Source organism: Streptomyces sp. NPDC034670 (assembly GCF_055574875.1).
In genome coordinates, this window is record NZ_JBVITR010000010.1 from 110,200 (window position 1) to 134,100 (window position 23,901).

27 protein-coding genes and 1 tRNA gene are annotated in these 23,901 nt (G+C 67.4%); 17 read left to right on the forward strand and 11 right to left on the reverse strand.

Annotated features, from left to right (window positions below; translation table 11 throughout):
- Positions 1 to 408 precede the first annotated feature (408 nt).
- From ACZ56B_RS10440 to ACZ56B_RS10455, 4 genes are all read right to left on the reverse strand, one after another.
- Positions 409 to 1,497: a hypothetical protein gene (locus ACZ56B_RS10440; protein ID WP_468788302.1), complete on the reverse strand. Its 1,089-nt coding sequence runs from the start codon at positions 1,495 to 1,497 to the stop codon at positions 409 to 411.
- A 32-nt stretch (positions 1,498 to 1,529) separates the two neighbouring features.
- A complete protein-coding gene (locus ACZ56B_RS10445; protein WP_468788304.1) occupies positions 1,530 to 3,797 on the reverse strand; it encodes a DUF6571 family protein in 2,268 nt (755 codons plus the stop codon).
- A 47-nt stretch (positions 3,798 to 3,844) separates the two neighbouring features.
- The gene (locus ACZ56B_RS10450; protein ID WP_468788306.1) at positions 3,845 to 4,297 is read right to left on the reverse strand and encodes a hypothetical protein; all 453 of its coding nucleotides are present in this window, start codon (positions 4,295 to 4,297) and stop codon (positions 3,845 to 3,847) included.
- Positions 4,298 to 4,365: 68 nt separating this feature from the next.
- Complete coding sequence (locus ACZ56B_RS10455; protein WP_468788308.1) at positions 4,366 to 4,581, reverse strand: hypothetical protein; 216 nt, start codon at positions 4,579 to 4,581, stop codon at positions 4,366 to 4,368.
- A gap of 652 nt (positions 4,582 to 5,233) precedes the next feature.
- Here ACZ56B_RS10455 and ACZ56B_RS10460 point away from each other — a divergent pair.
- Together ACZ56B_RS10460 and ACZ56B_RS10465 are read left to right on the forward strand one after the other, a co-directional pair.
- On the forward strand, positions 5,234 to 5,596 hold the full coding sequence (locus ACZ56B_RS10460) for a type II toxin-antitoxin system RelE/ParE family toxin (RefSeq protein ID WP_468788310.1): 363 nt from the start codon (positions 5,234 to 5,236) through the stop codon (positions 5,594 to 5,596).
- Positions 5,593 to 5,931 (forward strand): XRE family transcriptional regulator, encoded by a 339-nt coding sequence (locus ACZ56B_RS10465; RefSeq protein WP_225627202.1) that lies wholly within the window; start codon positions 5,593 to 5,595, stop codon positions 5,929 to 5,931. Before ACZ56B_RS10460 ends, ACZ56B_RS10465 begins: the two co-directional genes overlap by 4 nt.
- 252 nt (positions 5,932 to 6,183) lie before the next feature.
- Here the strand turns inward: ACZ56B_RS10465 and ACZ56B_RS10470 are convergent, their stop codons facing one another.
- The 5 genes from ACZ56B_RS10470 to ACZ56B_RS10490 all read right to left on the reverse strand — a co-directional run bounded on the left by ACZ56B_RS10470 (position 6,184) and on the right by ACZ56B_RS10490 (position 12,383).
- Positions 6,184 to 6,420, reverse strand: a complete 237-nt coding sequence (locus ACZ56B_RS10470; RefSeq protein ID WP_468788312.1) for a hypothetical protein — start codon at positions 6,418 to 6,420, stop codon at positions 6,184 to 6,186.
- Positions 6,421 to 6,558: 138 nt separating this feature from the next.
- Positions 6,559 to 7,047 carry a DUF6650 family protein gene (locus ACZ56B_RS10475; protein WP_176154797.1) on the reverse strand — a complete coding sequence of 163 codons (489 nt, stop codon included), beginning with the start codon at positions 7,045 to 7,047 and terminating at the stop codon, positions 6,559 to 6,561.
- Positions 7,048 to 7,485: 438 nt separating this feature from the next.
- Positions 7,486 to 8,943 carry a hypothetical protein gene (locus ACZ56B_RS10480; protein WP_468788314.1) on the reverse strand — a complete coding sequence of 486 codons (1,458 nt, stop codon included), beginning with the start codon at positions 8,941 to 8,943 and terminating at the stop codon, positions 7,486 to 7,488.
- Between the two features lie 477 nt (positions 8,944 to 9,420).
- Positions 9,421 to 10,872: an ApeA N-terminal domain 1-containing protein gene (locus ACZ56B_RS10485; RefSeq protein ID WP_468788316.1), complete on the reverse strand. Its 1,452-nt coding sequence runs from the start codon at positions 10,870 to 10,872 to the stop codon at positions 9,421 to 9,423.
- 416 nt (positions 10,873 to 11,288) lie between these two features.
- A complete protein-coding gene (locus ACZ56B_RS10490) occupies positions 11,289 to 12,383 on the reverse strand; it encodes a DUF1152 domain-containing protein (protein ID WP_442650721.1) in 1,095 nt (364 codons plus the stop codon).
- A gap of 85 nt (positions 12,384 to 12,468) precedes the next feature.
- Between ACZ56B_RS10490 and ACZ56B_RS10495 the strand changes: the two genes are divergently transcribed.
- From ACZ56B_RS10495 to ACZ56B_RS10555, 13 genes are all read left to right on the forward strand, one after another.
- A complete protein-coding gene (locus ACZ56B_RS10495; protein ID WP_468788318.1) occupies positions 12,469 to 13,209 on the forward strand; it encodes a GntR family transcriptional regulator in 741 nt (246 codons plus the stop codon).
- A 280-nt stretch (positions 13,210 to 13,489) separates the two neighbouring features.
- Complete coding sequence (locus ACZ56B_RS10500) at positions 13,490 to 13,927, forward strand: ATP-binding protein (RefSeq protein ID WP_188183413.1); 438 nt, start codon at positions 13,490 to 13,492, stop codon at positions 13,925 to 13,927.
- Positions 13,928 to 14,016: 89 nt separating this feature from the next.
- Positions 14,017 to 14,745, forward strand: coding sequence for a GntR family transcriptional regulator (locus ACZ56B_RS10505; RefSeq protein WP_468788320.1), 729 nt, complete (start codon positions 14,017 to 14,019; stop codon positions 14,743 to 14,745).
- Positions 14,746 to 14,870: 125 nt separating this feature from the next.
- Positions 14,871 to 15,221 carry an SCO3933 family regulatory protein gene (locus ACZ56B_RS10510; RefSeq protein WP_203350946.1) on the forward strand — a complete coding sequence of 117 codons (351 nt, stop codon included), beginning with the start codon at positions 14,871 to 14,873 and terminating at the stop codon, positions 15,219 to 15,221.
- Positions 15,222 to 15,226: 5 nt separating this feature from the next.
- Entirely contained in the window at positions 15,227 to 16,600 is a 1,374-nt protein-coding gene (locus tag ACZ56B_RS10515; RefSeq protein ID WP_468788322.1) for an FtsK/SpoIIIE domain-containing protein, read from the forward strand.
- A gap of 82 nt (positions 16,601 to 16,682) precedes the next feature.
- Positions 16,683 to 17,312, forward strand: coding sequence for a DUF2637 domain-containing protein (locus tag ACZ56B_RS10520; RefSeq protein WP_468788324.1), 630 nt, complete (start codon positions 16,683 to 16,685; stop codon positions 17,310 to 17,312).
- 17 nt (positions 17,313 to 17,329) lie between these two features.
- Positions 17,330 to 17,521 (forward strand): hypothetical protein, encoded by a 192-nt coding sequence (locus ACZ56B_RS10525; protein WP_004985516.1) that lies wholly within the window; start codon positions 17,330 to 17,332, stop codon positions 17,519 to 17,521.
- Positions 17,521 to 17,712, forward strand: coding sequence for a mobile element transfer protein (locus ACZ56B_RS10530; protein ID WP_282879458.1), 192 nt, complete (start codon positions 17,521 to 17,523; stop codon positions 17,710 to 17,712). Before ACZ56B_RS10525 ends, ACZ56B_RS10530 begins: the two co-directional genes overlap by 1 nt.
- A 10-nt stretch (positions 17,713 to 17,722) precedes the next feature.
- Positions 17,723 to 17,917, forward strand: a complete 195-nt coding sequence (locus ACZ56B_RS10535; RefSeq protein ID WP_023588145.1) for a hypothetical protein — start codon at positions 17,723 to 17,725, stop codon at positions 17,915 to 17,917.
- Between the two features lie 14 nt (positions 17,918 to 17,931).
- Positions 17,932 to 18,189, forward strand: coding sequence for a SpdD protein (locus ACZ56B_RS10540; protein ID WP_468788326.1), 258 nt, complete (start codon positions 17,932 to 17,934; stop codon positions 18,187 to 18,189).
- Between the two features lie 130 nt (positions 18,190 to 18,319).
- Positions 18,320 to 19,621 (forward strand): replication initiator, encoded by a 1,302-nt coding sequence (locus ACZ56B_RS10545; RefSeq protein WP_468788400.1) that lies wholly within the window; start codon positions 18,320 to 18,322, stop codon positions 19,619 to 19,621.
- Entirely contained in the window at positions 19,618 to 19,830 is a 213-nt protein-coding gene (locus ACZ56B_RS10550; protein ID WP_468788328.1) for an excisionase family DNA-binding protein, read from the forward strand. Before ACZ56B_RS10545 ends, ACZ56B_RS10550 begins: the two co-directional genes overlap by 4 nt.
- Complete coding sequence (locus ACZ56B_RS10555) at positions 19,830 to 20,996, forward strand: tyrosine-type recombinase/integrase (protein ID WP_468788330.1); 1,167 nt, start codon at positions 19,830 to 19,832, stop codon at positions 20,994 to 20,996. Before ACZ56B_RS10550 ends, ACZ56B_RS10555 begins: the two co-directional genes overlap by 1 nt.
- Before the next feature lie 79 nt (positions 20,997 to 21,075).
- Here ACZ56B_RS10555 and ACZ56B_RS10560 read toward each other — a convergent pair.
- Positions 21,076 to 21,149, reverse strand: a tRNA-Gly gene (locus tag ACZ56B_RS10560).
- A gap of 528 nt (positions 21,150 to 21,677) precedes the next feature.
- Between ACZ56B_RS10560 and dcd the strand changes: the two genes are divergently transcribed.
- On the forward strand, positions 21,678 to 22,253 hold the full coding sequence (gene dcd, locus ACZ56B_RS10565) for a dCTP deaminase (protein ID WP_468788332.1): 576 nt from the start codon (positions 21,678 to 21,680) through the stop codon (positions 22,251 to 22,253).
- A 14-nt stretch (positions 22,254 to 22,267) separates the two neighbouring features.
- On the forward strand, positions 22,268 to 22,765 hold the full coding sequence (locus tag ACZ56B_RS10570) for a phosphoribosyltransferase (RefSeq protein WP_468788402.1): 498 nt from the start codon (positions 22,268 to 22,270) through the stop codon (positions 22,763 to 22,765).
- Between the two features lie 88 nt (positions 22,766 to 22,853).
- On the opposite strand, the gene ACZ56B_RS10575 is transcribed toward ACZ56B_RS10570, so the two are convergent.
- Entirely contained in the window at positions 22,854 to 23,900 is a 1,047-nt protein-coding gene (locus ACZ56B_RS10575; protein ID WP_468788334.1) for a Yip1 family protein, read from the reverse strand.
- Position 23,901 lies beyond the last annotated feature (1 nt).

Below are 23,901 nucleotides of genomic sequence, written 5' to 3' on the forward strand. Positions count from 1 at the left end.
CGCGAGTGCGCACGGCACCTTGTCCAGGGCACGTCCGTCACGTCTGATGCCATGTCCGCGCGCCCCGGGTCGACCCGGGACGGCCATGTACGCGGCCCGAACAGGTCCGCGCCGACGAAGCCCACGGCTCCCGCGCGAACCGCGAACACCTGCGGCGACGCGGTATCCGGTGCGCCGTCCCGGAGAAGCGCGACCGGATCGCCCACCACAAGAAGCACGACTCCCACGGGGCCGGCCGACGGAGTCGGAGCCCGCGTCCACCGGCTTCCGGGACACGCCCCGGCCACGTACTCGCCGCGCCTGCCGCGGCCCGAGCCCAGGGCCGGGGCCCGCCCCGCCGACCCGGCTCGTCGTCAGGAACTCACACACGACAACGTGACGGCGCCCTCTCCCCGCGGTCCCGTCCTCTCAGCTTTCCGTAAGCGTGACGTCGGGGCAGGAATACAGATCGGCGGCGGAGGCGAGGAAGGCGGCGAACGTGTTCCCTCGCACCTTCGAGACCCGGTCATGCCTGTCCGAAAGGGCGCCGGTGTACTCGCTGTTCCAGTGAAGGGCGAAGTACACGTCGCCATCGGCGCAGTGCAGAACGGCTTGGTCGAAGGAAGCGACACCGTGACCGTCCGGCAGTTCGCGGAAACCACGAGTGTCCTGAAGGGCCGCATCGACCATGTCCCGGTCCGAGGTCGCGGCGAAGGAGACGGCGGCCCCGGCGCTGCCGGCCAGGGCCAGATCGCACGCCCACACGTCCTTCGCGTCCTTGCTGACCTGCTCCTGACCGGGTTCGGCGACACCGGTGATCACGGCGTCGCCGGGCAAGGAGAAGCCCGGCAGCCCGCACACCTTCCCGACGTCCGTCGTGCGCACGTCGTCAGGTGCGGCGAGTTCCGGTGACTCCTCCAGCGCAGGGGTGGCGCATCCGGCGTCCGCGGCGACCTCCCGCGCTGCACGGGTCAGGAGCCGGGCCAGCCCTTCCGGGTCGGCCCGGCCCTTCGTCACGGTGGCCTCGACGGCGGACACGCCGTCGTCGCCGGGCGGGACGATGCGGGCTCCCTGTATGCCGCCCACCTTGCTCCAGCACGACTTCGGCAGGACGACGTAACCCCCGGTGGGCGTCACGGCGCCGTTCGTCCCGCCCTTGAAGTAGGAACGTGCGCCGGGGTTCTTCCACACCTGAGTGGTGTACGGGAAGGGCCCGTGCTCGCTCGCGGTCCTCAAAGTGACCTGCTGGTCCTCGTGCCCGGGGAGGCGACTGGTGCGCTCGATCACGCAGGTGAACTCCGGCTTGCCGGAGGAGCTTTGCAGGCGCCCTTCCAAGACCCGGCCCGAGGAATCCAGGGCAGCCTGCGCGTCCGCGGCACCCACCCGCTGGCCGCAGAACGATGCCGACCCCATCACATTCGTGTTCTGCCACACGTGGGCCGAGACAAGGGCACCGACGGAAACCAGTGTTCCCGCAGTGATGAGAAGTGCTTTCTTCCTGCGCGGGCTGGGGGTCATGTGTGTATCGGTTCCTTGTCTCGGACGTGGATTCAGCGGGACCGCAAAGCTTCGTACGCGGTCTGCCGCCCGGAAATATAGCTCTGCTGGGCCTCGCCGGCGGCGTCCTCGGCGATCTCCGGGGCCAGGCTTCGTTCCTCGCCCCACTTGTCGAAGTAGCGGTCGATGCTGTCCTGCGCCACGTCGTTGCTCCGGTTCAACTCCTCCTTTGCCAGGGAACCCTCTTCTGCCTGCACTCCCGCCAGCCAGTTGTTGAGGGAGATGTCCACCAGGCGTTGGGACATGTCCCCCACCATCGGAATATTGGTGATCAGGCCACCGCCGATGTGGTAGCCGTAGAACCGCGTATCGGTCGCTTCGGAAATCCTGTCGTCGTGTACGTCCATCTTCACGTCACCGCCCACGGCATTGAGGGCGCCGGTGACTTCGCCGTATTTGCGGGCCTCGTTCAGGGCGGCGGTGGCGTTCGGAAAGTCCTTGCTCATCAGTTGCTCGGACATGTAACCCTGCTGCGCATGATAAATGCGCTCGAAGTTCTGGATGTCGTCTGCTTCCGATACGCCACGCATCATGCGTATCAGGCTGCTGCGGCTGTTCTGGATCCGGGAATCGTCGCCGTTCTCGTAGGCGTCCGCCTTGCCGGCGCGACCACCCGGGGCGTCGCCGTTGATGGTCTCCACGACATCCGGTGAGTAGTCGGCGAGCGCCTGGGAGAGGGGCGCGCGCAAGGCGGCGTACTCGTCACCGGCCAGCAGTTCGTCGGCCTTCCCGGTGCGCGGCTCCTTCTTGTCCTCACCGAACGTGCCGTCGATGTGTCCGTAGTCCAGGAGGTTGACCGTGCCGTGCATGACGCGGGCCTGTGCGGCCGTGTGGCGGCCGAGCTCGGTGCCGTCGGCTCCCGCCACGTTGCCCGTGGCGCCTGCAGCCAGCGCGAGCCCCAGTCCTGCCCGTACGTCCTGGTCGAAGGTGTCCTCACCCGTCACCTGGACCTTGCCCTGCCAGCGGGTGGTGTCGACATGGTTCCAGTCCCGCTCCGTGAGCAGGTACGTGAGGTTGTCGTTCTTTCCGTCGGGGCCCGGGTCGAGGTAACCGGTGGCCGTAGCGGGGTCCTTGGCCATGATGCCCAGCACACCGTCGAGCGGGTCATTGGCGAACCAGCCGTCGTCTCCGTCGAAGCGGCCACTGAGGTCCCATACGTCGGGGTCCCCGCCCTGCTTCTCGTCCTCGACGGCTCGGATGTCGGTGGCCAGGTCCTCGAGGAACTGCCCGGAGTACCCGTCGCCCTCCTGCATCAGAGTGACCAGGCTCTGGTAGCCGCGCACTTGCTGGCCGTGTCCGACACCGACCGGGATCTTCTCGGCGGCGACGTCGAGGTCGAACCTCTGGACACCGACTCTCCGCATGTCGGTGAGGAACTTCTTGTAGAAAGCGGAGCCGGGATCCTTCGTCGCTGTCGCCAGGGAGTTGGCCAAGCCCTCCTGAAGGCCCGCGAACGTTTTCCCGTCCTTGCCGCCGTGGCTGAGTGTGCTGAGCCGGTTGGTGAGCTCGATGGTCCTCGAAGCGCCCAGGCCGCTGAGGAGGGTCTGCGTGAATTCTTTGCTCTTGCCATTGTCCCGGAAGGCGCGGTCGAGTTCGGCGAGTTCGGCGGCGGACACCTTCTCGCCTCCCGCGAGGCGGGTGGCGATGTCCTCGGCGTTCTCGGCCTCGTACTTCTCGATGTCGCCCTGTGCCCGGCCGTTGAAGCCGTTGGCGGTGCCGTCGGTGAGGTCGGAGTCGACAACGACGGCCCGGAAGGCGATCTCGACGCCCTTGTCGGCGTCGGTGACGTCCTCGACGAGCCGGTCGATGCGGTCCTGCCAGGAGCGGACGCTCTTGCGGACGCTCTCCTGGAAGTCGGGGTCGTGGCGGTAGGCGGTGCGGGTGCCCTCGTCGAGCCGGGCGGTGTCGTAGGCGACGACGCCCTGGTCGGACACCCTCATGCCGGCGTCGACGGCGTCCTGGCGGGCGGCCCCGAGCCTGCCGCGCAGGTCGGCGAACTGGGTGTGGGCGTCCCGCAGCAGGGAGGCGATGGCCTTCGCCTCGGTCTGGGCGTTCCGGTACTCCTTGAGGGTGGTGTCGAAGCGGCGGTTGGCGGCGTCCGCGCTCAGGCCCAGCCAGGTCCGGCCCATGGATATGCCGTGCACGTCCCGCCTATAGGCCTTCTCCTGCTTGCTGAACTCCTTGGCCATGTCGTCCCAGGCGTCGGCCGCCGTGGTGAGCGTGGCCAGGTCGGTCGTCATGATCTCGTGGTACGTCGGCATGCGTCCCCCGTGGTGCGCGTCGGCGTGAAAAGTCGGCGGCGGGCGGCTCAGTAGCCGTCCAGGCTGGACGACCGGCGGATCCCCTGCCCGACACCGAAGTCGGTGCCCTGGAACAGGAGGCCGGTGCTGCGCAGGGCCTCCTTCTCGGAGCCCAGGCGGTTCATCAGGTGCCGCACCTGCTCGCCCCAGGTCTGGTGCGCCTTCTGCAGCGCCGCGGAGGTGACCCACCCGTGGCCGTCCTTGGCGGCGAAGGCCCTGACCGCGGCGCCGGTCTCCTCGTCGGCCCGGTCGCCGGCCTTGCGGGTGTCGGGCTCGAGGTGCTCCTCGATGGCCCTGGCCGCGGCCTTCTTCTGCGCGGGGGTGGACGCCAGGTCCCTTCGGCCGCCGGTCACGGGACCGGGCGCGCCTCCCGGGTCCGCCGGGTACTGATTCAGCCGCATCCCGGCCGGCTGCCCGGCCCCGCCGTCGTTCCCGTACCGCTCCGCGACAGGCTCCGTCATGCCTTCTCGCCCCCCGTTCACTCGATCGCCGTGCGCCCGACAGGCTAACAATCAGGCCGACTTGTGGATCACCAGAGCGTTCGTCCGCCGCGACCGCTGCCTGCCGTCACCGACCAGGGCGCCACCAGGGCAACCCGTTCGTCACGCACTTCGGGAGGCCCGAAGACGCCCGCGACGTCCGCGGAGCGCATGGTCGGCAGTGCGATGTCCGCGTACGGCGCGCGAGCGGTCCCGTGGCCGCGGACGGCCGCCACCCACGTCAGGGCGTTCGAGGCGAACTGCATCGGTCGCGGGATCGTCGATGCAGGCGTCCGAGCCCGGGCGCGACGCGGGGAACAGCGAGCACGCCCCGTCCAGCCCGGGTTTCCACGACATCGGCTCCGCGCAGTCGTCCTCCACGGCCCCGGCCCCTTCGGGGGAGGCGACCCGTGCGGCATCACGGGTGAGTCCTCCGAGCGGCCCGACACCGCGTGCGCGCAGTCCCTCCGGCAGGGCACCACCTGTGTTTCCGGTGGCTCCGACCGGTCCGCCGAGAAGGCGATGGTGATCCACCGGCTCTCCGACGAGGAGCGGCGGGGAGGCCGCCGCCGGGCTGGACGATCCCGTAGGCGTCAGCGAGCGAAGCACCACACCGACGACCGTGCGCACCACAAGAGTGACTCGGGAAGGGTCATTACAACCGCACAGGGTGGGTGCTCGGCTGCCATGCGATGCGGGGCGGTCTCCGGACACGAGTCCGTCAGCAGGTACCGGCGGCGCGGCCGGCTCGGAGCCGTCCCGGGAAGTTGCTGCCGGGCCGAGGCTGGAACCGTTCGCGGGGTGTGGCGGATGCGGTGAGACAGTCTGCCCTCGTGCCGCGCCGTCTGGGGCACCGGTCTCTTCAGCACAGCTCGTGTTAACGCTTGCATTAACATAGGGGTCGTGGCTCAATGAGAAGTGGTCCTCGTCGCCGAGGTCGCGGCATGGTTCGAAGCGCTGGCGGAGGAGGACTGGGACAGCGCCGAGCAGGTGGAAGACGCCGTCGACATGCTGGCGGTCACAGGTCCGACGCTGGGTCGTCCGCTGGTCGACCGGATCAAGGGTGCCGACAGCCATCACTTGAAGGAGCTGAGGCCGGGCTCGTCCGGGAGCAGTGAGATCCGGATCCTCTTCGCTTTCGATCCAGTGCGACGGGCCGTGTTGCTGGTGGCTGGCGACAAGGCCGGAAACTGGCGTCGTTGGTACGACGTCAACATCCCGATCGCCGAGGAGCGCTACCAGGTGCATGTGACCGATCTTGAGACCAGGGAGTACGAATGAGCACAGTCAGCTGGGAGGAGACCAAGCGCAAGGCGCGTGAGCGGCGCGAGGCCGCTGGACTGCCGGTGCGTTCGGCTCAGGAAAAACAGGCGTCCATGGACAGGCTGACCGCCGAGGTGCGCGCCCACAGGCTGGCAGAGGTCCGGCGTGAACAGGCGTTGACCCAGCGCCAGGTCGCCGCGTCCATGGGAGTCTCTGCTCCTCGCGTCTCCGCGATCGAGCACGGCGAGCTGGACCGGGCCGAGGTGGCGACGCTCCGGGCTTATGTGGAAGCACTTGGTGGCCGGCTGCGCGTGATCGCAGATTTCGGCGATGCGGAGTACACCGTCGCTTGAGGCGACTGTCATTTACGACGCTCACGTACCTGTTGAGGACCTGGCCGACAACCCTCCGGATCGGCTCTCCCGTCCTTGGCCCTTCGGGGATGAGGGCTGACGGATCCCGGTGGCCGAAGCCTTACTGTTCCCAAGCCTCCTTGGGGGCCGTGGGCTCGGGGACGCGGCAGACGATTCGGAGGGAGGCTTCTCGCTTGCCCCTGGTTCCGGGGCTGGTGTCGTTCTCCGGCACTCTGCCGCATGCCTCTGACATCAGGTCTCCGGACGGTGAAGAGCGAAAGAAGGAGCACCATCGGCCTTGACGTCACCGTCCGGAAGGCCCAGGAAGGTGGCCCGGATGACCGTCAGGAAGCGGTCTGGCGCGAATCTGGCACGCGGCGAGTGATCACCATGAACAGCAGAAAGGCCCAGGTCTCTGACCTGGGCCTTCTTGGTGGAGCGGGTGACGAGAATCGAACTCGCGCTCTCAGCTTGGGAAGCTGCGGTCATTTGCGGCTGACTCGACCGCTGACCTGGGCGAACGGCTAAGGCGCGGCCACTCCGGACTGGGTCTCCTTCACCGTGGTTCCCCGCTGCTCCCCGCCGTATCTGGTGCGGTAGTGGTGCACGTCGCGACGTCGTCGGCACCTACTCGTCATCGGTGTCAGGGGCGGGAAGGATGGCCGCCAGCTCCTCCGAAAGCTCAAGCTTGTAGCGGGCAGCGATGACACCAAGCTGAATACCGAAAACCGCGCGTAGCTCACCAAGCGCCGCACCGAACGTGGCGCTCTGGAAGCGTCCGCGAACATGCCCCGAGTGGTTGGGACCTACGGCGTCTAGGAACCGCCGGCAAGCGGCTCGCATCGCCTTGAGGTTCTCTGCGAGGTCGTCTCCGGTGTCAGGCTCCATCAGGATCTGGGTCAACGTCTCCCTGATCTGCAGCACCGATGCGACGCAGTGGTCTGGCTCCTCGACTGCGTGCATAACGGCACGCGACATCGTGAGGACTCTGCGGTCCTCCAGGTAGACGACGACCTTCTCGGCGACGTCCCGCTGGGGGAGCGGCAGGTCCCAGTCCACACCGCCGAGCGGCGTGCTGAAGCCTTTGATCCGTCGCATGATCTCCAGAACCTTCACGCTCGGCATCCTAGGTAGGCCCGTGAGCGGTTGGGCTCGAAACAGGTGGCATGGCTTGAATCAGTACGCGCACTCTTTCCAACTGTGTTGGTGGGCTCGGGGCCCGCGTCAGGGGCGTTCACCTGCGTTCATGGGAGGCCAGCTCGTTGGCTGCACCTGGCTCCTGGTCCCGTTTGAACCGCCGTGAACGGGACTGAATGAGACGGAAACTGAGACGGACGGCCATCATGAGTTACCTGGTCACGCACTCAGGAGCGTCTTCACACTCACCGGGCTTGCCACGGTTCCACATGGCGGATGCATAGGCCCTCGGCGCATCTTGACTGGGGCGAACCGTCGTTGACCGCGGTTGACCGCGCTATGTGGCACGGCTGTGGCGCGCGCCGTCACACGCATCCTTCTCTTGATCAGCACGTGAACTATAGCGCGCTCCGTTGGTTAGCTTGTGGATCGCCGGACCACGCGAACTCGCAGGCCGGTCCCGTCGTTCCCGACCGAGACCGCATGATGTGCGATGTGATTCCCGGCCGCTCCATCCGGGACGACTTGCCAAGAGTCGCGTAGTCGATCAGCTCGTCTCAGGTAGGAACTGATTTTTCCCTCACGAAGACTTTCATACATCCCCTTCTCGACACCTCTAAATATTTCAAGAGATGCACCATCGGGGAGTGGCATCGAATACTCAACACCGATGAACTTATGCGAGCGAATTCTGGATTCGGAACTTACCGTGAAGTCTTGCCAGTCGGGAGTCAAACCATCTATCGGGAGGCGTTCGTACTCACTGGCTCTCGTGATAGCGAACTGCGAAGCCGAGCTGTTATCTCCAGCGAATCTCAGGATGGAATGAGCGGCATTCCTCGCAAGGATGCGGAACAGCCATTTTTTGCCGTCCTCTGGTATCCGGAAAACGACTGGCAGATCATTCACGTTTGCTTCATAATCAGCACGGGCGGATCGTAACTCCTCCTCGTCAGGCTCGCCCTCTATGCCGGAGAGCTCTCTTCGTCGTGCCATAAATTGCTCAAAGGTTGGCTTGCCGGATGTCCACTGCTGTGGCCCTGGATCCTGTGATACCAGCTCATCGAATTGCCCATACTCGCCAGCCCATAGATCGTCATCGCCAGGCGGATCAAACACGTTTACCGATATTCCCGCCATAGAGAGACGGGAGGCCACTATAAGACTCGGCAAAGTTCGCGAGCCCAATTCGATAGAACCTACCTGCAAAGAGGCGGTGGCCAGTTGCTGTCTGGCGTGATACGCGCTTCCGTGAGTCCCTTTACATTCTAGTGCATATACTTTACAGCCCGAGGTTCCACCTCCAGCGCGCTGCCCGACCAAGAAGTAGTCCGGGCGCATTGTTGCCTTATTCTTCTGCCGGACCGGCCCTACTCCGTCAATGAAACCCGCATGCAGGGCCACATCTACGTCTACGCTGGAGAATAGCCAACCGGGATATTTTCGCTCAAGTATCCGCTTGGCGACCACTAGGGCCAAACCGATGCCCAATTGCTCAGATTGAGCTACCTTGTGATGGTGAACGACATCAGAGCCGCTCTTAGTTAGAGCCAGGATTCTTTTTTGATTACTAGCCAGGGTTGCACAGTAACGCACGTGAGCCCAGTGGCGGGCTATATCTGCAAACGGCGAAGCTGTAACGAAGGTGGTCGCCAACCCCAATTCGCGTAGCACTTCTGCCGGACTGGATACGATCCCGTTAAACAGGGAGGGTTCTATTGGGTACACCGGCTTCCGGTACAAATAGGAAGCTCCGCGTTTGGGGCCAATTCTCTCGCGGGCTTCCCTTTCGACTTCTTCCGCGAGTTCTGGCTCAGAGTTCACAATGAGGTTGGCAGGAGTTCCCAACTCTCGCACTAATGAACTGAAGTCCACGTGCACTCTCCCCCAATGAAGTTGCGCCCTCCAGGGGTCCCGACGGTAGGTTCTTAGGCTCAGGGGCGCAAGACCACCTCCCCGGCGCACAGTTGCAGGGACGCTGCTTGGTTAGCGCCTCCTGCCGCCCGCTCGGGCAACAAGGGAGTAGTGCGGCCGGTCCGCCGGCCCCGCCAAGCTCCAGCTTGAGCCGTACGGCTGGTAGGGCTTCAGGCATGGCTTCTCTGACCGGGCCTCCGTCCTCACAGCTTCATACCGCAGCCGTCAGTAGCTTGTGCAGCATGGTGGCGCTAGCAGCCACAAGTGATCGGCGGGATCTCTGACCTGCGGCCGTGCAATCGATCAACGCTGCGACCTGCGACTTAGCTGTCGGTGATTGTCAGGATTGGTCATTATTGAGCGCCCTTCCACGGCCCGGGGACGGCCCGGGAGGGCACTCACACGTCCCTGTCCTACCCAGGCGCCTACGCTGGCTCGTCACTGTGAAAGAGCTGACACTTCCTTCTTGAATTGACGGCTGATGTGACTAATCCTTGAATTCATCTCAACCGCTCGCCGTTGAACCTCCTGACCAACTCCCAACTCTGACATCAGAACTAGACAGAGCAAGGCGTAGGTGACTTCCATAAGCAGGAAAGCCTGGGAGATTTCGTCACTTTCAGAGGATCTTTCATTCGCGTGCGCTAGATCGTTCCTGGCTTTCTTTAGCGCCTTGGCCCACTGCTCACGATTCCCTAGAAGAGCATCGACCGCTTTATCGTCAGGTATTGAAGCGAGCTCGAGCATACGCTCATTGTACGTAGGGTTGTTATGTAGGCCCTTATTGACGAAGTCAACCAGATGCTTGGGCTCGTCGGATATGGCTGCAAGAAGCTTATCCTTGAGTTGCCTATATTGCTGTTTAGTGAGAGGGGTGCTGGCCGAACGGAGAGCCGCGTGAATACTCTCTGCTGCTGTAGCGACCCCTAGGAGGCGAGTTCCGACGTACCCTTTCTCGATATACCTGAGACCGAACAAGATATTGCACCCCGTGCGGGCCTTCTGCTTCAAGTTGAGCCATGCGGGAATGATTTCTGCGAAATTAACGTCAGCGAGACTGAACAGAATTTCGGTGTCTCTATTTCGCTTTTTTTGGCTCGGTGTCCGATAGATCTGGCGGCCGATTACCTCGACTTCTTTAGGTTCGCCGTCAGATCTCATATAAGTGAGCGTTCTGCTTAGTGCGCCGCAAGGTTCGTAGGCGCTGAGGGTGAGCAGGTCCTGCATGTCCTTCTCGACCTCATCGAAGTATTTACAGGAGACGAGACGTGGTGGTGTGAAGGTAAGTACTGCCGACTCCCTCCCTGAAATGGATCTTTCATTCGACACTATCTGATCTTCATATTGAAAATCCCTTGTAAGTAGGCGCAGTGACACTTCAAGGTCGTTGTGCCTCACCGTTACGGGTTCTACTTCCACCCTTTCCACTCGCTTCGATCGAGGAAGTTCCCCTTCCCTCATTTCCATGGAAAGCCGGAAGGCGGACTGACTCGACCAATGCAGTAGCCGCTCAAGCCTAAGATGAGCGCGAACAAATATTGGAGCGTCGAGACTCTCTAGGTGCACTCCGCGTAGGGTGCGAATGGAGGTCCAATCCTGCTTGGTAATGTCACCATCGAAGAATCCAAGGCCACTACTGTGAACGCAACTGTTGTCCAGCAGTGTGAACTTCTCACTTCCTGAGAGTCCATGAATCAATGGGACGTCGCGCCTGTCGCTGCTTACTGAGTATCCATTTCCGCTGGGTAGCGGTTGTCGGATCGTGATATCGAAGCCGCCGACAAGTTCCAGCCTGACTTCGCCTTCTTCGTTACAGTGCAGAATACCGGGTATCTTTGCTTCCGGTGTTGCAGCTTCCCACCAGTATCCGCGCCAAGTACGTTCAGTCATGGAGGCAGGGTAGCGGCTTAACAGTCGTGTTGGGTGGCCGATGCTAAAACGCGCGGAAGCTATGCCGACTAGGTCGGTGTAGCGGCTTTGGGCTGGAGCTGCTTTGGGGCGAGTGATCATGGCCCCGTAAGCTTGCGGCGCGTCGGGCAGTCTGTGGACCTGCCCGTTAAAGCACGACGTTGGGGCCATGATCTTAGAGGCTCGCCCCAAAGTGGCTGCCTAAAGCCGTGGAGCCGACCGCCCCAGCCACGACGTGTTCTGACCTCATGCACCGTGTGCCTGCCCCTTGGGCGGGAGCGGGCGGCCGGCGGTGCCAAGCGGGGCGGAGACATGAGCGCGGGCGCCGCCGGCCGCCCGCGCCCGCCCGGAGGAGCGAAGCGACGACGGGTGCTTGAACCCGTGAAGAAGGTTGTAACTCAGTCGTCGGATGGGATGTGCCACAGGGGAGCTGCGTACTGCTCCGGGCGGCTGCTGATGAGCAGCTGGCGCAGGGCGTCCCTGTGAGATCCGCTGAGGTTCAGGGCCTCGGTGAGGTGGCGGAACGTCGTGTGGGTGACTCCGCGGGTTCGGGCCTCGCTCTGGAACTGGTCGAGCCGGGACAGTACGTCGTCGGGGTCCAGGTTCGTCGGTGGCCGCTCAGTGAGCCATGCTGCCTTGTTGCGCTCGTAGTCGATTTCCGAGAAGCCGCAGATCTCGCGGCTGTATGCCTCGGCCTCGTCCAGGGCGGCGGTCGTCATGATGGCGCGGGCCAGGCTGTTGCGGCTCACCGCGTCGTCCAGGTCGACTTCGTGGACCGTGGGTCCTTCGTCGGTGAGGGGGACGGGAAGGCGGGCGTCGCGCACCTCGCAGATGCCGCGGGCTCCTCGGGCGGTTGCGGCGAGCATGGCGGTGGCCTCTGAGGGGTGCCACTCCAGGACGCTGCCGATCGTCTCCACGTCCTCGGCCGTGAAGGTGTGGACGAGGGTGCCGAGCAGGGGGCGCAGGTCGTCGGCGGGGATCTCGCCGTCCAGTCCGGGGCCTGCGACCAGGAGACGGATCGGAGCGTTGACCTGGCAGCAGGCGGCGAGGGTGAGGGCGTCGGCGAGTGGGCTCTTGAGGGTGGGTTCGTCGCCCTGGGCGAGGATGTCGCCGCCGACGTCGAGCAGATCGATCGAGGCCGGCGCCAGGTGGGACACCAGCTCTTCGAGTTGGCGGGTGATGCCCTCGGCGCCGTGGTGCGGGTCGAGCAGGGCCAACGTGTGCGGGAGCTCTGCCGCGAGTCGGGGGAGGGTGGAGCCCGCCGGGGCGATCGGCTGGGCCTCGGCCGGCACCGACCGGACGGACTGGGTGACGGGTTCGAGTCCCGTGAAGCTGTCGGCTCCTCGTGGTCCCGGGAGGGGGTCGATCAGGAGGCGGTCCCAGGCGTACGTGAGGATCACCGCCTGGTCCTCGTCGCCGTAGAGGGCGGCGTGAAGCATGGCGGCGGCGACTGCGTCGCCCCCTCCTCCTGCTGCGACGATCAACCGCGTCATGCGCTCAGAGTACGGGTTCACGGGTTGGCCACTCACCCTATAGTGGCCAAAGGCCATAGCCACTTGGACGAGGAAGGGAGGGGAGATGCCGCAGATCGAAGAGGCTCAACCGAAGTATCTCCAGATCGCCCACTACATCCGTGACCAGATCCTTCGGGGTGACCTGCGGCCGGGGGACGAGGTTCCCTCGGAACGGCAGCTCGCTGCGGACTGGAAGGTGTCCCGGCCCACGGCCGCGCGGTCGTTGGAGGCGCTGAGCCATCAGGGCCTGGTCGAGAAGCGCCAGGGCTCGGGGACGTACGTGCGCAGCCTGGAAGTGAACCGGCGAGCAAGGGAGTTGTACGGGCGCGCCCGGCAGACCGGGAAGATCTACACGCCCGGTGAGTACGCGGTGATCACCTCGGCCGGCTGGCTGGAGGCTCCGGACTACGTCGCCGAGGCCCTGGGGTTGGTGAAGGATCGCCGAGCCGTGCACCGCCGGCGGGTGACGAACAACCAGGACGGTCCGATCAACTTGTCCACTTCGTGGTTCGCCGCGGACGTCGGCCAGCGGGCGCCCAAGCTCACGGATCCCGAGCGGATCCGGGAAGGGACGCTCATGTACGTCGAGCGGATGACCGGGCGTCAAGGCAGCTATGCCGAGGACCGTATGTGCGCTCGGGCCGCCACGGACGAGGAAGCGGCCGACCTGCGGTTGGAGCCGGGGTCCGCGGTTCTCATCGTCCATCACGTCGTCTTCGACCTCCAGGACCGCCCTCTGGAGTTCGCCGAAGCCACCTACCCGCCGCACCGCTGGGCGTTCGAACAGGGCTACCCGCTCACCTGACGACGACTCGCCAGTTCCGGCGAACCGCTTGCACCTCCGAAGTGGCTAATGCCACTATCCAGAAAGTGGCTAAGGCCACTTGAGGAGAAGGGGGCACGACGTGACGAGTCGGCGGCCGGTGCAGGATGCGCGGTTAGCTTGCCGGGGGTGTCGGGGGCGCGGTTGGAAGCGCGTCGGCTCCCGAACAGCGCTGGCGCTCTCCACGGCCAACGACCGCAGCCGTGCCACGTCGAAGCGGCGCTGCCTCGACTGCGACGGCAGCGGCAAGGAGTGAGCACGCATGGCCTACACGATCGACCGTCACCCTTGTGAGGACTCACCGCGACTCGGAGCGATGACCTTGCATCCGGAGCCCGAATCCGTTCCCCGCGCCCGGCGCTGGTTCCGGAAGTTCATCGCTCCCTACAACCCGGCCTGCTCGATCGACGACTGCACACTGATGATTTCGGAGCTGGTGACCAACGCCATCCGCTACGGGAGGTCGGACGACTCGTGGGTGGTGCGGGTCGAGTGGTACCGCGAAGGAACCTCGCTCCGCGTCGACGTGCACAACCCGGGCTTCCCGGCGAGCGTGCGGCTGCGGCACCCGGAGGCGGACGACGCCCACGGGCGGGGGCTGCTCCTGGTCGACTCCATCGCTGACTCCTGGCGCTCCGGGCCCAGCTGCTTCGGTGGAACGGTCGTCTCCTTCGTGGTCGCCGATGCCTGGCCGGCGTGATGGGATAGCCCACCTCTTCTACTGCCACCTTGAATCTGTCGCTAGGCTGGTTGACCAGTTGACTTGGCCAATCCCGACAGGCGGCGTTCATGGCGTATGAAGTGGAGCCACCGAAGTACGTGCGCCTCGCGCAGACGCTTCAGCGGCGCATCGAGGACGGCACGTACGCGCCCGGCACCCGCGTACCGAGCGAGAACCAGTTGGTGCAGGCCTTCGGGATGTCCCGCCCGACCGTCGTCCGAGCCCTGGACCTGCTGAAGCGGGACGGCTGGCTCGAGTCCCGGCAGGGGTACGGCACGATCGTCCGGGGCCGCCCGGAAGTCGTCGAGCAGAAGGACCGGCGGGGGCGTGAGGCGCTGGAGCGCGACGAGTCGCAGGGCGCGGGCCGGCTGATCGAAGTCGGGCACGTGCCTGTCCCGGCTCGGGTCGCCTCCGCGCTCGGTCTGCCGAAGAGGGCCGAAGTCCTCATGCGCCGCTTCCTGGTCGAAGAGGACGGCGAAGCTGCCGAGCTGGTCTCGTCGTACTTCCCCGCCGGCCTGGTGGAAGGTACTGAGCTGGGGGCCGGTGAGCCCTTGAGCGGTAGTCCCCGTGAACACCTCGAAGCGCGGAAGAAAGTCCGCTTCGACCACGTGACCGAGCGGGTCTCCGCTCGGCTGCCCGAAGCCCGTGAAGTCGAGCTGCTGGATCTGCCGGACGGCGTCCCCGTGCTGAGCGTCCTGGTCATCGCGTGTGACGCCTCCGGCCGAGCCTTGCAGGTCGCTGACGTGCTCCTGCCTGCTGACCGGCAGGAACTCGAAGACACCTACCGTCTGAACTGACCCTCGCCTGAGCAAGACTCCCGCGATAGCAGCTTGACAAGTCAACCTGGCATCCCTAGCTTCGAACTTGCTAAGTCAACCTGTCAGGTTGGCAGGTTGATCGACTCTCAGAAGGAGCAATCCCTGTGCGTGTGATCCGCGTTGACGCCTCGACCGCCACGATCCTGCTCACCGAGGCTCCGGCACCGAAGGTGCGCGACCGGCAGACCGGTGAGATCGCCAAGGACGCGGTGACCGGTGAGGCGCTGATGACCGTCGGCGTCGTCTACATCGACGAGGGCGAGTCGTCGCTGATCCAGGTCACCGTCCCGGAGAGCGGCGTGACCGAGGGCCTGACGGTCGGTGCCCCGGTCTCGCTGCCGGGTCTGATGGCGCGGCCGTGGCAGAGCGTCTTCAACGGCCGGGAGCGGCACGGCATCTCCTACCGGGCGACCGCCGTCGCCCCGGGTGCCTTGCCGATGACCCAGGCGGGCTGATCGCCGTGATGGACCTGGTGACGTGGGCCGAGCTGGGCGGTTCACTTGCTGCGATAGGCGGCGCCGCGTACGCCCGGCACGCCCACCCGGCGGCGTACTGGTCCACGGTCGGGCTGCCGCTCTCGGTGGCCCGGCTACTGGCCTCGTACTCCTCGACCATGGACGCCTGCGGCCTGACCGTCGAACCGCCCCGGTGGCGGGCGCTGGCCGTCCGGGCGGCCACCCGTCGTGAGGTCCGGCCGGTGCCTCCTCGTCGGGGCGTCATCCGCCCGACCGCGACCGGCCTGCGCATGCGGCTGCGGCTGGCTCCGGGACAGGAGCCGGCCGACGTGGCGGCCTCCGCCGAACGCCTCCGGCACGCCTGGGGCGTCCACGCCGTCCACGTGCGGGACGTCAAGCCGGGCGTCGTCGAACTGCGACTCGTCGGCTTCGACGTGCTGCGGAAGGTGCGGATGCCCCGGCGGCTGGACGGCGGACCGCTTCGGATCCCGGTGGCGTTACGGGAGGACGCGACCGCGTTCGTGCGGGACTACCGGGCCGTGCCGCATGAGCTGGTGCTCGGCGCCACGCTCTCGGGCAAGTCCATGTACCTGCGGAACCTGCTGACCGGGCTCGCCGCTCAGCCGGTGGCCCTGGTCGGCATCGACTGCAAGCGCGGGGTCGAGCTGGCGCCCTTCGCACCCCGGCTCTCCGCCCTGGCGACCGACCCGGACCAGGCGGCCGAGCTGCTTCCCGCGCTCGTGAGGGAAATGGAGGACCGGTACGACCTGATCAAGGCCCGGCAGGGCATCGCGCCCGGCACCCCGGAAGAACTGATCACCTCGGACGTCTGGGGCCTGCCGGAGGACGAACGCCCGGCCCCAATCGTGCTGTTCATCGACGAGGTAGCCGAAGTCTTCCTCGTCGCCACGCGGAAGGAGGAGGAACGGCGGGACGAGATGGTCACCCAGCTCATCCGGCTCGCCCAGCTCGGCCGGGCCGCCGGCATCTATCTCGAAGTCTGCGGGCAGCGCTTCGGCGCCGAGCTGGGCAAGGGCGCGACCATGCTCCGTGCTCAGCTCACCGGCCGCGTCTGCCACCGCGTGAACGACGAAGCCTCGGCGAAGATGGCGCTCGGCGACATCGCCCCTGAGGCCGTCGGCGCGGCCTGTGCCATCGCCGCCGAGCTGCCCGGCCTGGCCGTTGTCGGCGACACCTCCGGCGGCTGGTCCCGCATCCGCACTCCCTACCTCTCCCTCGCCGACGCCGCGGCCACCTGCCGCGCGACGGCTCACCTCGCCCCCGACGTACCGGCGCTCGACCCCTTCCGGCCGCACGTTCCGCCGGTGCCGGTAGAGGCGTCCAGGCCCGTAGCCACGGCCCGCCCGGTCACTGAATAAGCGCACCCACTCCCACGGCCGGCACGGCCGCCCCGTGCCACGTCCCTACCCCTCCATGCCCGGAACCGGAAGGAGCTGCGCCGTGCGTGTCCTGCCCGTCCGCATCGACGCCGTACTCGTCCAAGCACTGATCGCCGCCGCGCTGTCCTTCGCCCACCTGCATGATCTGGCGCTGGCCGCCGGGCAGGGCGGCTGGAAGGCGTGGGCCTACCCGGTCTCCGTCGACCTGCTGCTGGTCGCGGCCTGGCGGCGGCTGCGCTCCGGTGAGGCGAAAGCGGCCGGGTGGTGCTGGTTCCTCATCGCACTGACCGCCTCGCTCGGTGCCAACATCGCCACGGCCGGACTCCTCGACCTGAACGACGTACCGGACTGGCTGCGCATCCTCGTCGCCGGATGGCCCGCGATCGCCTTCCTCGGCGGGACGCTGCTCGCCCACGGAGCAACCGCGGGCACCTTGACGAGGGAACGCGAGTCGGCCTCGAAGGCCATCACACCCGAAGCACCTGCGTCTGCGCCCGAGTTGCCCGCTGCGGAGCCGGAACCGGCTCCGCTCTCCACGCCCCCGGTCCCGCCGGCACTCATCACGCTCGCGCGCAAGGTCGCCGACGAACACCGCACCCGGACCGGCACCCCCATCGACACCTCGACCCTTCGCGCCCGGCTCGGCGTCCCGCTGCCGCTGGCCGAAGCCCTCTCCACCCACCTGACCTGACCCGGAGGACTTTCCCCGTGCGACCGTCCACGCTCCGCGCGCTGAAGCGCGCCGCCGAGCTGACCCGACAGAACCGCCTCACCGAAGCCGTGCTCATCGCCGAGCCCGTGATCCTCGCCGCCGACGAGTACGAGGGCGACGAGATCTTGCGCTGGCTGGCCGAGCACGTCACCGACTTCACCGGCGAAGACCCGAAGGAGACCCCCTGATGACCACCAACCGCCGCTTCCGCCGCGTCGTCCGCATCGGCCCCGTGCAGGTTGCCACCTACTACGACGGCCGGGGCCGCGAGAAGCACACCGCCGCCTGCACGGCCCCGCGCTGCGGCTTCGCCACGGACTACGACAGCCGCGCCGCCGCCGAACTGGCCGCCCGTACCCACCGCTGCCGCGTCCGCTGAGGGAGCTTCCGTGACCGTCTCGCTGCCGCTCGTCTTCGTCCTGGGCGTCATCGCCTGGGCCGCGATCAAGTTCCTCGGCGTCCGGCTCTGGGTCGCCGTCGTGATCGCGCTCTTCGGCTTCTGGCTCTCGCACACCTTCCTCGCCCCCGCCATCGAGTCCGGCACCCGTTCCGGGGTCGACGTCGTCAACGGCACCCACGAGTGACAAGGAGATCTGCCGTGTTCCGTCCCAAACTGCCCGACGTCCCGACTCTGCCGACGCTGCCCGTCACGCCTCAGCAGACGCAGGCTCCGGCTCCCTCGGCCGGTCGCCCGGTCGCCCCGTACGTGGGCCTTGGCGTCGGCGCCGTCGCCGCCGTGGTCGTCGTCGGGATCGTGCTCACCGCGCTCCTGGCGGCGGTCGCCGTCTCGGCCGTGTCCGTGGCCGTCGCCGCCGTGGTCCTGCGCTCGCTCGTCAACGGCGCACACCAGCGCTGACCGGCCGCCGGGGCGGCAAACGCCGCCAAGCATCCCGCCGCCCCGGGGCCGTCCCTCCCAACCGTCACGACAGCCGAAAGGAACTCCCATCATCACCCGGCAGACTCCGCCCCCGCTGGCGGAACTCTCCCTGCTGGCCTCCCTCGGCACCCTGCCCGAGCTGGCCCGCCAACTGTCCGGCCTGGGCGGCTGCACCCGCCCCGTCCGCCTCGACGGCCACCGCACCGAGTACGCGGTGGACCGGACGACCGGCGAGATCGGCCGCGTCCTGAACCACCTGGACTCCTCGGCCCTGCCCGCCGGTCAACTCCTCGTCCGCTGCAACAACCGCCGCGCCACCCGGTGCGCGGCCTGCGCCGAGACCTACCGTCGCGACACCTACCACCTGATCACCGCCGGGCTCCGCGGCGGCAAGGGCACTCCGGAGCGGATCGCCGCCCACCCGCGCGTCTTCGCCACCTTCACCGCCCCCGGCTTCGGCCCGGTCCACAACCGTCCCTCCGGCGGTCGCCCCTGCCGCTGTGGCCTCCGCCACGACGACCAGGACCCGGCCCTGGGCACGCCCCTCGACCCGGACACGTACGACTACGAAGCGGCCGTGCTGTGGAACGCGCACGCCGGTGTCCTCTGGCAACGCTTCTCGATCTACCTCCGCCGGGAGGTCGCCAAGCGAGCCGGCCTCACCCAACGGGCCTTCCGCGACCATGCCCGGGTCTCCTTCGCCAAGGTGGCCGAGTACCAGAAGCGGGGCGCCGTCCACTTCCACGCGGTCATCCGCCTCGACGGTCCGGAGGGCGGTGAGACCGTGCCTCCGGCCTGGGCGACGGCCGAGCTGCTGACCGACGCCATTCGCGCTGCCGCCGCTGCCGTCCGCGTCGACGGCCCGGAGGTCGACGGCCGGCCGCACACCTTCGTCTTCGGCCGACAGCTCGACGTCCGTACGATCCGGTCCACCGACTTCAACGACGGTCAGGACCTGACCGAGCGGGCCGTAGCGGCGTACGTCGCCAAGTACGCCACCAAGGGCGCCGAGACGGCGACGGGCACCCTCGACCGGCCGCTCCGCTTCCTCGCCGAGCTGGCACAAACGAGGATCACCGAACACGCCCGACGCATGATCCGCACCGCCTGGACCCTGGGCGCCCGCCCCGAGCTGGCAGACCTCCGCCTGCGGGCCTGGGCCCACATGCTCGGCTTCCGCGGCCACTTCTCCACCAAGTCCCGCCGCTACTCCACCACCCTCGGCGCCCTCCGCGACGCCCGTGCCGCATGGCGCCGCGCCCAAGCAGCTCCGGTCGTCGACACCGGCCAGGAAACGACTCTCGTCCTCGCGCACTGGGTCTTCGCCGGAACAGGCCTCTCCAGTGCCGAAAGCTGGCTCGCCGCCACCCTCGAACCCGCTCCCGGAACGGAAGGAGAGCCGACCGCATGAACGACCGCTACCTGTCCGTGGACCAGGTCGCCGAGCTGCTGGGGACGACCGCCCGCTTTCCGCGGCGGCTCATCGAGGAGCGGCGCATCCGCTACGTGAAGGTCGGCCGACACGTCCGCATCCCCGAGAGCGCCGTTCGTGACTACCTCGCCGCCCACACCGTGGAACCGGTGGGGCCCCGCCGCGCCGGGCTCCGGAGGGCTGCCTGATGGCCAACAAGAAGGGCAGGCGCCGGCGCTTCGGTGCGGTGCGGCAGTACCGGTCCGGCCGCTGGACGGCGTCGTACCTCGGGCCCGACGGTGAGCGCATCCGTGCGGACGAGACCTTCGCGACCAAGAAGGACGCCGAGATCTGGCTGTCCCAGGTCGAGGCGGACCTCAGCCGCGGGGACTGGCGCGCCCCTGATGCCGGGGCCGTCAACTTCGGTGTCTACACCGAGAAGTGGGTCGAGGAACGGGAGCTGGCCGTTCGGACCGAGGATCTGTACCGGCACCTGCTCCGCCTGCACATCCTTCCGGCGTTCGGCGGGCTCGACCTGGACGAGATCACGGCTCCGCGCGTGCGTGAGTGGCGCGCCGAACGGCTCCGCACCACCCGGGCCAAGACCACCGTCGCCAAGGCGTACCGCCTCCTCAAGGGCATCCTCGAGACGGCCGTCGACGACGACCTGATCACGCGCAACCCGTGCCGGATCAAAGGGGCGGGCAAGGAGTCGGCGGCGGAACGGCGCATCGCCACCGTCGCCCAGGTCGACGCGCTCGCCGACGCGATCGGCATCCGCTGGCGGCTCATGGTCTACCTCGGCGCCTACGGTCCGATGCGGCCGGAGGAACTGGCCGGCCTCCGCCGTCGGGACGTCGACGTCGACAACCTCGTGATCCGCGTACGGGTCGCCGAGCCGGAGCGGACCAACGGCAAGCGGGCGCCCGGGCCGACCAAGTCCGATGCGGGTGCTCGCGTGGTCGTCCTCCCGGCCTTCCTCCGGAAGGAGGTGAGGCGGCACCTCGACTGGTTCGCCGAGAAGGGCCCGGACGGGCTGGTCTTCGTGGGGGAGAAGGGCGCGGCCTTCCGGCGTACGACCTTCGGGCGGAAGTGGCGGCGGGCTCGCGAGGTCGCCGGTCTCCCGGACGGCTTCCGCTTCTACGACCTCCGCCACACCGGGCACACCCTGTCGACCCGTTCGGGCGCCACCCTCCGGGACACGATGGTGCGCGCCGGCCAGTCCTCCGAGAAGGCGGCGCTGATCTACCAGCACTCCGACGAGGAGCGGCAGCGGGAGGTCGCCGCCGGGCTCGACGACCTCGTACGCGCCGAGCGTGCGAAGCACCACATCGACGACCGTGCGCACCACAGGGAGGAGTCGTCGGCGGGCTAATGGTGCGGTTGTGGTGCGGCACCCGCTCACCGGTCTGGACAACAAAGAACCCCCGGGTCTCTGACCTGGGGGTTTTGCGTGGAGCGGGTGACGAGAATCGAACTCGCGCTCTCAGCTTGGGAAGCTGATGTTCTACCATTAAACTACACCCGCGTAACTTTCCGTGACCCCGACCTGATCGGCGTCCGGACGCTCGCCCACTGTACCTCATGCCAGGCCCCCGGTGTCCAAGCCCGGGGGCCTGATGGTGTTTCAGGGATGGATGCGGCTGCGGAGGGCAGGAGTTGAGGCGTACGGTGGGGAGCTGGAAGAGGGGTCGGGCGAGTGCGGGGTGCCGCCTGGAGAGCCGTTCCTTTGATCCCGTAATGTGGCTTTTGTCGTCAGGGCAGCAAGCCAGACGCGGCTCTTGGGGAAGGACTCTGGGACTTGATGGAGCGCACCGTCGTCCGCTGTGCCGATGGGCACGTGTTCACCGCCGCCTCGTTCCCAATGCAGCAGGCCGAGCGACTCGGCCCCGGCCGGCTTCTGCGGTGTCCGCGCTGTGCGCGGCTTCGCAGCGTCGTGCCGGTGACCCTCCAGAAGCGGTAGCGCGAGGGGCACGGGAGACCGGGAGAGACTGAGGGCGTGGGCGCGCGGGACGGCGATTGTGGCCGGTCCGCGCGCCTTGCGTATTCTCGGGGCGTGCTTCTCTCTGACAAGGACCTCCGGGCCGAGATCGACGCCGGGCGGGTGCGCATCGATCCCTTCGACGAAACCATGGTGCAGCCGTCCAGCATCGACGTGCGTCTCGACCGCTTCTTCCGGGTGTTCGAGAATCACCGGTACCCCCACATCGACCCGTCCGTCGAGCAGTCGGACCTGACCCGGCTCGTGGAGCCGGAGGGGGACGAACCGTTCATCCTGCACCCCGGGGAGTTCGTGCTGGCCAGCACGTTCGAGGTCATCACGCTGCCCGACGACCTCGCCTCCCGGCTGGAGGGGAAGAGCTCGCTGGGACGACTCGGGCTCGTCACCCACTCCACCGCCGGGTTCATCGACCCCGGGTTCTCCGGGCACGTGACCCTTGAACTCAGCAACCTCGCGACCCTGCCGATCAAGCTGTGGCCCGGCATGAAGATCGGCCAGCTGTGCATGTTCCGGCTCAGCTCGCCCGCCGAGGCCCCGTACGGCAGCGAGCGGTACGGGTCCCGGTACCAGGGGCAGCGCGGGCCCACGGCCTCGCGGTCCTACCTCAACTTCCACCGGACGCAGGTGTGAGCGGTACGGGTGAGGTGAGCGGGATGCGGGAGAACCTGAGTTACGAGCAGTTCGGGGTGGCGGTGCGCGAGCTCGCGCAGGCCATCGCCGACGACGGGTACCGGCCGGACGTGGTGCTGAGCATCGCGCGCGGCGGTGTCTTCGTCGCCGGCGGGCTCGCCTACGCGCTCGACTGCAAGAACATCCACCTGGTGAACGTCGAGTTCTACACGGGGGTGGGGACCACGCTCGAGATGCCGGTCATGCTCGCGCCCGTGCCCAACGCCATCGACTTCACCGACAAGAAGGTGCTGATCGCGGACGACGTCGCCGACACCGGCAAGACGCTCAAGCTGGTGCGCGACTTCTGCCTGGACGCCGTCGCGGAGGTGCGCAGCGCCGTCATCTACGAGAAGACGCAGTCGCTGGTGAAGTGCGAGTACGTCTGGAAGCGGACCGACGAGTGGATCAACTTCCCATGGTCCGTGCAGCCGCCCGTGGTGAAGAGGGCGGGGCAGGTGCTCGACGCGTAGGGCAGGACGGCAGGACACGGTGAAGGGGGCTCCCGGACGGGAGCCCCCTTCACCGTGTGTGCCCGTGCGCGCTCGCGTGCGGCCCGGGTCAGAGCGTGCCCAGCTTCACCAGGGACAGCAGGGCGAGGAGCTGGATCGCGGACGCGCCCAGCGCCTTCGGCCAGGGCAGGTCGTGCGAGCGGCTGACCATCATGGTGAGGAGCGCGCCGGCCGCGACCCAGGTGGCCCAGCCGACGATCTGGACGAAGGTGGCGTCGCCGCTCGCGAACATCGCGAGGATCAGCCGGGGGGCGTCCGTGATGGACATGATCAGCATGGACAGGCCGACGGTGGGCTGCCAGGCTCCGTTGCCGCCGAGCTGGCGGGCCAGGGTGTGGGTGACCGCGCCCAGGACGAGGAAGCTGATCACCATGGCCACGGCCGTCATCAGGACGATCGGTATGACGTTGGTGAGGGTGGCGTTGATCGCCTCCTCGCGGGCGCCGTCGAATCCGAAGACCGCGAGCAGGCCGTAGAGGAAGGTGACGGTGAGGGCGGGGCCCCACATCGTGTAGTCGCGCATCTGCAGGAAGGTGCGGTCGGGCGCGGTGACGATGCCCTTCAGCAGGTCCTTCCAGCGCAGGCGGGGGCCGATCGGGCCGTGGACGGCCGGGTCGGCGGGGTGGGGCCCGCCCTGGAGGTAGGGGTCCTCGCTGACCTGGAAGGCCTGGGTGTGGCCCGGGTTGTTGGCCGCGTAGGGGTCGTGCGGGGCGTGGGCGCCGGGAGGGTACGCGCCGCCGTCGCCGAAGTACTCGGGCTCGCCGTGGCCGCCGGCCCCGGGGCCGTGGTGGCCTCCGTAGCCGCCGCCCGGGCCGCGGTTCACCTGCGGCCAGGGGCTGCCGCCCCCGTGGCCGCCTCCGCCGTGGGGCGGCTGCTGGGGCGGGTACGGCCGAGGCGCCTGCGGGGAGCCGTACGGCGGTCCCGGCGGCGTCTGCTGTCCGTACGGGGGGTGTTGCGGTCGCGCGTGAGGAGCGCCGTTGTTGTCCCGGCCGCGTCCGATCCTGAATCCAGCCACGCTGTCGAACGTACCTGGTCCTGGAGGAGCGTGTGCCGGGCCCCGGGGTTCGGGCCCGGCATTGCGGCCGAGCTGTGACATC